Here is a 6,826-nt window from a genome sequence, read left to right as displayed (position 1 = left end):
CCGCCCTGGTCCGGCTCGCGGGCGATCCGGATCGCGTGGCCGCCCTCGGCGCGGCGGCCCGCAGGCGCATCGTCGAGGACGGGTTCTCGGAGCACGCGGTGGCGCAGGCCGTGTGCGGCCTCTATCGCGAGCTGCTCGGGCCATGATCACGCCGGAGAACGCCGCCGCCTTCATCCGCGCGAACACCCGCCTGCTGCCGGTGGCGCATGCGCCGGAGATCGTGCTCCACGTCGCCGACGAGGCGACGGAGCTGTGGCAGAAGACCGAGGACGAGCTCGCCGAGATCGGCCTGCCGCCGCCGTTCTGGGCCTTCGCCTGGGCCGGCGGGCAAGCCCTCGCCCGCTACCTCCTCGACAACCCGGAGGTCGCCGCCGGCCGGCGCGTGCTCGACTTCGCCTCCGGCTCCGGCCTCGTGGCGATCGCGGCGGCGCGATCCGGCGCCGCCTCGGTGCTCGCCAGCGACCTCGATGCCTTCGCGATCGCGGCGATCCCGCTGAACGCCGCCGCCAACGGCGTCTCCGGGCGCATCGCCACCTCCTCCGCCGACCTGATCGGCACGGTGCCCGACGTCGACCTCGTGCTCGCCGCCGACATCTTCTACGAGCGCGACCTCGCCGGCGCGGTCGGCGACTGGCTCGGCCGCCTGCACGCGGCCGGCACCACGGTGCTCATCGGCGATCCCGGCCGCAGCTACCTGCCGCGCGCCCGCCTCGAGGCGATCGCCAGCTACGCCGTGCCGGTGACGCGGGCGCTGGAGGATGCCGAGATCAAGCAGAGCCACGTCTGGCGCTTCGTCGCGTGATCGCGCCGCCGAAGGCCGCCGGTGATGGCCGGCGATGCGGATCTCTATCGAAGATAGTATTCGCCTGACCATCCAGTGGTTGTATACGCCGCAACGTCATCGATCGTTTTTCGCTGCCGCAGCATTCGTTCGCGGCGGTATGTATTGCGCGGATTGGGATCGAACGAATTGTAGGTTGATTAATGTCCGTCGGGCAAAGTTCGCTCCAGGCCACCTGAAGTTTCGGTGGGACATGGACCGGACGATGAACGATCCCAACGCTACGATCACGCTGCCCGCCGGCAGCGCGATCTTCGAGGAAGGCGAGCCCGGAACCGTGGCCTACCTGATCGTCGCCGGACGGGCCGCGATCTTCCTGCGCCGCGACGGCATCGAGCAACCGCTCGCCGAGCGCGGCCCCGGCGAGATCTTCGGCGAGATGGCGATCCTCGATTCGGGCCCGCGCCCCACCTCGGCGCGGGCGATCGAGGACTGCGTCCTCGTCCCGATCTCCGAGGCGCAGATCGAGAATCGCCCCTTGCAGGCGGACCCGATCCTGCGCCTGTGCCTCGGCGTGGTCATGGCCCGCTATCGCGACGCGATCGCGCTGCTGAAGCCGCATGCCCCGGCCGTGACGGCGCGCCCCGTCGCCGTCGAGCCCTCGCCGGCGCTCAAGGCGGATTTCCAGGCCGCGATCTCCGTGGTGATGATGGAGCGCGCCCTGCGCCGGGCGCTCGACCGCAACGAGTTCGAGCTGTTCCTCCAGCCGATCGTGCGGCTCGGCACCGAAACGCTGGCCGGCTTCGAGGCGCTGATCCGCTGGCGCCACCCCGAGCAGGGCCTGGTGCCGCCGATGACGTTCATCCCCGTGGCCGAATCGAGCGGGCTGATCGTCGAGATCACCGAATGGGTCGTCTCCGAGGTCGGCCGGATCATGCCGGAGATCATGATGGCGGCCCTGCAGAACCCGGGCGCCGCCGAAGGGCCGCTGTTCCTCTCGATCAACGTCACCGGTTACGACCTCGCCCGCGCGAGCTTCCCGGCGATGGTCGCCGAGATGCTGCGCTCCACCGGCATCGCCCCCGCGACGCTGAAGCTGGAGATTACCGAGAGCACGGTGATGCGCGATCCCGCGGGCGCCACGGAGGCCCTCAGCGTGTGCCGCGAGGCGGGCATGGGCATCGCCATCGACGATTTCGGCACCGGCTACTCGTCGCTGAGCTACCTGTCGAAGCTGCCGATCACGACCCTGAAGGTGGACCGCGCCTTCGTCCGGGCGATGCTGACCACCCCGTGCAACCGCAAGATCATCCAGACGATCCTCGTGCTCGCCGACGAGCTCGGCATCCCCGTGGTGGCCGAGGGCATCGAGGCGCCGGCCGAGGCGGCGGCGCTCGCCGAGATGGGCTGCGCCTACGGCCAGGGATACCTCTATGGCTGCCCGGTGCCGCTGGCCGACACCCTCGCCCTGATCCGGAACTGGAAGGCCGCCGGCGGCGACGCGCCGCAGATCGCCGCGGCGTGACCGGCCGCGGATGGGCCGAGCTGTCCCGCACGCCCGGCCGATCTCATCGCGACGACCGGCTTCGACCGCGCCGCGCCGGCCGCGACCGGTGCCGCCCCGTGCGGGGATGCGCGTTTTCGCGAAGTTCGGTTAAGGATCCTCCGATAGACCGGTACGGTTGCAAGGCCGCGCCGCGCATCGGCGCTCGGAGGTTGACGGTTTTGGGCGAGGACGATCCCGATCACGACCGGCAGGGTGCCGTCTCGGGCGCAGCCCCCTCGCCGGGCACGCCCCCCGCGGACGCGCAGCCGCCGGTCTGGGAGATCGTCCTGCCGGAGGAGGGCGCGACCGAGGATCTCGGGTTGTTCCTGGCCGAGTTCCTGATGCCGGGCGACCTCGTCGCGCTCTCGGGCGGCCTCGGCGGCGGCAAGACCACGCTGGCGCGCGCGCTGATCCGCGAGCTTGCCGACGATCCGAGCCTCGAGGTCCCGAGCCCGACCTTCACGCTGATCCAGCCCTACGAGGGTCGCCTCGGCGCGATCGTCCATGCCGACCTCTACCGGCTGCGCAGCGCGGACGAACTGGTCGAGCTCGGTTTCGACGAGATGACCGAGGCCGCGATCACGCTGGTCGAGTGGCCCGAGCGGCTTCCGCCGCGCGAGGGGCCGGTCCTGTCGATCGACCTGTCGCTGCGGCCCGAGTTCGGCGAGGGCTCGCGCTTCGCCCGCATCTCCGGCACCGAAGGCATGCGCGCCCGCCTCGACCGGGCGCGCGCGGTCCGCGCGCTGCTCGCCCGCAGCGGCTGGGACGAGGCGACCCGCACCCTGATGCAGGGCGACGCGTCGTCGCGCGCCTACGAGCGCCTGACGCATCCCGACGGCCGCTCGGCGGTGCTGATGATCTCGCCGCCGCGCGCCGACGGGCCGCCGGTGCGCGACGGAAAGCCCTACAGCGCGATCGTCAAGCTCGCCGAGAGCGTCCACGCCTTCGTCGCGATCGATCGGGGCCTGCGGGCGCTCGGCTTCTCGGCGCCGCGCATCTACGGCGAGGACCTCGACACCGGGCTGCTGATCCTTGAGGACCTCGGCACCGAGCCGGTGGTCGACGCCGCCGGCCCGCGGCCCGAGCGCTACGCCGAGGCGACGCGCCTGCTCGCCAAGCTCCACGCGGTCGAGCTGCCGGGCGTGCTGCCGGTGGCGGACGGCATCGACCACGTGATCCCGGCCTACGATGCCGACGCGCTGTTGTTCGAGACCGAGCTGCTGCCGGACTGGTATGCCCCGGCGCTGCGCGGCGTCACGCTCCCGCCCGAGGCGCGGGACGCGTTCGGCGCGCTCTGGGCCGAGGTGCTGAAGGGCGCCGTGCCCGCCCGCCCGACCTGGACGCTGCGCGACTACCATTCCCCCAACCTGATCTGGCTCCCCGAGCGCGACGGGCTGGAGCGCATCGGCGTGATCGACTTCCAGGACGCGGTGCTCGGCCACCCGGCCTACGACGTCGCCTCGCTGCTGCAGGACGCCCGGGTCGACGCCAACGCCGAGTTCGAGCTCAGATTGCTCGGCCTCTACGCCCGCGAGCGCCGTGCCCGCGATCCGGCCTTCGACGTGCAGGGCTTCGCCACCGCCTACGCCATCCTGGCGGCGCAGCGCGCCACCAAGATCCTCGGCATCTTCGCCCGGCTGAACCTGCGCGACGGAAAGCCGGCCTACCTCGCCCACATCCCGCGGATCGAGGGCTACCTCGCCCGCAACCTCGCCCACCCGGCGCTGGCGTCCCTGCGGGACTGGCACCTGCGGCACCTGCCCGGGTTGCTCGGACGCGCCGAGCCGCCGGCCGAGCCCGCCTGAACCGCCGTCCGACCTCTCCTTCGCGAGCCCCGCGCATGAGCGACACCCCCGCCTCGCCGCCGACCGCGCAAGCCGCGATCACCTGCGCCTTCGTCCTCGCCGCGGGCCTGGGCAAGCGCATGCGCCCGGTCACCGCCACGGTGCCGAAGCCCCTGGTGGAGGTCGCGGGCAAGGCGCTGATCGACCACGCCCTCGACCGGGCGGCGGAGGGCGGGATCGAGACCGCGGTGGTCAACGTCCACTACCTGCCCGACCTAATCGAGGTGCACCTGGCCAAGCGCGTCGGCCTTCCGAAGATCGTCGTGTCCGACGAGCGCGAGACGCTGCTCGAGACCGGCGGCGGCGTGAAGAAGGCGCTCGCCCTGGTCGGCGCGAACCCCTTCGTGGTGTTCAACTCGGATTCGTTCTGGCTGGAGGGCCCGACCCCGAACCTCGCCCGGCTCATCGAGGCCTGGGACGCGGCGCGGATGGACATCCTGCTCCTGGTGGCGCCGACCACCACGAGCCTCGGCTACGAGGGCTCGGGCGACTTCGTCATGGACGCCGACGGCCGGCTGGAGCGGCGCGGCGAGCGCCGGGTGGCCCCCTTCATCTATGCGGGCGTCGCCATCGTGAAGCCGGAGCTGTTCGCCGACACGCCGGACGGCGCGTTCTCGCTCAACCTGCTGTTCGACCGGGCGATCGCGGCGGGCCGCCTGTCCGGGCTGCGGCTCGATGGGCAATGGCTCCACGTCGGCACGCCCGACGCGATCCGCGCCGCCGAGGAGCGCGTGCGGGTGAGCGCGCAGGAGGGGTGAGCCGCGATTCCGTTTGAGGAACGGATGCGGAACCTCTAGATTGCTCGCATCGAGGATGGCCCTGGTCGCTGCGGAGGTCCCGGTGGACGTGAAGGAAGCGGTTTCCAAGGCGAAGGACTACGTCGCCGCGGTCTTCGATGCCGAGCAGCCGACGAACATCGGTCTCGAGGAGATCCGGTTCGACGACGCGCTGAACCAGCGGCTCATCACCGTCGGGTTTTCGCGGCCCTGGGACGCGTCCAAGCCGCTTGTGACCGCTCTCGGGCGCGATCTCGATCCGAAACGATCCTACAAGGTGGTGCACCTCAAGGACGATGACGGCCGCGTCGTCTCCGTCACCGACCGCCGGGTCGAACCTTGAGTGCCGGACGCCTGCTCGTCGACACGAACCTGCTTCTGCTGCTCTTCGTCGGGACCGCCTCCCGATCATGCATCGCCGCGCATCGGCGCGCGCGCATCCACACGATCGACGACTTCGGGCTGCTGAAGCTCCGGATCGGGGATGCGGCGATCTTCGTCGCCACGCCGAACGTCCTTGCCGAGACCGCGTGCCAGATCCGACAATTCGACCAGGCCCGCCTGGCCCCGGTTCTCGAGGCGTTCCCTTCCTACGCGGAGGCGGCGACGGAGACGTATGCGCCGAGCGCGGATGCCGTCGGTTCCGTCGACTTCGACAGGCTGGGCCTCAACGACGTCTCGATCCCGAACGCGCGGGAGCCGGACGTCACCCTGATCACCGACGACCTCCACCTCTACCGCACCAGCGCGATGTCGGGCAGGAAGGTGCTCAACTTCTCGCACGAGCGCGAACGGATCCTCGGTTGACCCAGATCGACCCGACCGACCCACACGCCCACGTCTTCACCATCACCCGCGGCGCGCCGTTCCTGCCGACGCTGGTCGATGCGCTGCTCGATGGGCGCCTCGTCGGCGATCTCGGGCGCGACCCGCTCGCGCTCGCCGCCGTCACGATCTACCTGCCGACGCCGGGCGTGGCGAAGGAGCTGGCCAAGCGCCTGGCGGCGCGGCTGGGCGAGGCGGCCCTGCTGCCGCGGATGATCCCGCTCGGCGAGGCGGACGAGGCCGAGCTGGATCTCGCCGCGATGCCGCTGGTCGCGAACGCCGCCGTCGGCCTCGACCCGGAGATGCAGAAGCTCGAGCGCCGGCTGATCCTCGCCCGGCTGGTGCAGTCCTGGGCGCAGGCGGTCGACCGCTCGCTGCTGCCGATCGACGAGGAGGTGCCGTTCCTGGTGCCGGCCTCGCCCGCCGACGCGGTGGCGCTCGCCGCCGACCTCGAAGGGCTGATGGACGCGCTGACCGTCGAGGGCCTGCCCTGGTCCGAGATCGCGGGTGCCGTCGAGGCCGAGTACTCGCGCTATTTCGGCCTGACCCTCGATTTCGTCCGGATCGCCGCGGAGAACTGGCCGCGGATCCTGGCCGAGCGCGGCCTCACCGATCCGGTCTCGCGGGCGCGCGACCTCGTGCTGGCGGAGGCCGGCCGCCTCACCCGCGAGCGTCCGCGCGACCCGGTGGTGATCGCCGGCTCGACCGGCTCGGTGCCGGCCACCGCCAAGCTCATCGCCGCGGTGGCGGGCCTGCCGCACGGCGCGGTGGTGCTCCCCGGCCTCGACCTGGATCTCGACGCGGCCGGCTGGGACGCGATCGAGACCGGCGCCGGCTTCGAGCGCGAGATCGCCCACGGCCACCCGCAGGCCGTGCTGCATCGGCTGCTCGGCCCCAGCTGCCTCGGCGTCGCGCGGGACGCGGTCGTCGACCTCGGCGGCCACGATCCCGAGGCGACCGCCCGCGCCGCGCTGCTGTCGCAGGCCCCGATCGATCGCGACGAAGGCGTGGACGCTCTCGGCGAGCTTGACGATCGCGCTGTAGGGCTTTCCGT

6 protein-coding genes and 2 pseudogenes are annotated in these 6,826 nt (G+C 71.8%); all 8 read left to right on the top strand.

What is annotated here, in order from left to right; genetic code table 11:
- A pseudogene (locus FV230_RS30940) lies at positions 1–146 on the top strand (glycosyltransferase family 1 protein); the annotation flags it as partial.
- Positions 143–802 carry a methyltransferase gene (locus tag FV230_RS22380; RefSeq protein ID WP_147843972.1) on the top strand — a complete coding sequence of 220 codons (660 nt, stop codon included), beginning with the start codon at positions 143–145 and terminating at the stop codon, positions 800–802. The pseudogene FV230_RS30940 and the gene FV230_RS22380, both read left to right, overlap by 4 nt.
- Positions 803–1,046: 244 nt before the next feature.
- Entirely contained in the window at positions 1,047–2,306 is a 1,260-nt protein-coding gene (locus FV230_RS22375; RefSeq protein ID WP_147843971.1) for an EAL domain-containing protein, read from the top strand.
- 302 nt (positions 2,307–2,608) lie between these two features.
- Positions 2,609–4,132 (top strand): tRNA (adenosine(37)-N6)-threonylcarbamoyltransferase complex ATPase subunit type 1 TsaE, encoded by a 1,524-nt coding sequence (gene tsaE / locus FV230_RS22370; protein ID WP_246694954.1) that lies wholly within the window; start codon positions 2,609–2,611, stop codon positions 4,130–4,132.
- Between the two features lie 35 nt (positions 4,133–4,167).
- Entirely contained in the window at positions 4,168–4,929 is a 762-nt protein-coding gene (locus FV230_RS22365) for a nucleotidyltransferase family protein (RefSeq protein WP_147843969.1), read from the top strand.
- Positions 4,930–4,969: 40 nt separating this feature from the next.
- Positions 4,970–5,290, top strand: coding sequence for a hypothetical protein (locus tag FV230_RS22360; RefSeq protein WP_147843968.1), 321 nt, complete (start codon positions 4,970–4,972; stop codon positions 5,288–5,290).
- The gene (locus FV230_RS22355) at positions 5,287–5,754 is read left to right on the top strand and encodes a hypothetical protein (RefSeq protein WP_147843967.1); all 468 of its coding nucleotides are present in this window, start codon (positions 5,287–5,289) and stop codon (positions 5,752–5,754) included. Before FV230_RS22360 ends, FV230_RS22355 begins: the two co-directional genes overlap by 4 nt.
- Positions 5,751–6,826, top strand: a pseudogene (locus FV230_RS22350) (double-strand break repair protein AddB); the annotation flags it as partial. The gene FV230_RS22355 and the pseudogene FV230_RS22350, both read left to right, overlap by 4 nt.

This window comes from Methylobacterium sp. WL6, from assembly GCF_008040095.1.
Taxonomy (GTDB): domain Bacteria; phylum Pseudomonadota; class Alphaproteobacteria; order Rhizobiales; family Beijerinckiaceae; genus Methylobacterium.
Note: the sequence above shows the minus strand (reverse complement) of the source record. Positions and strands in the feature narration are given on the sequence as shown.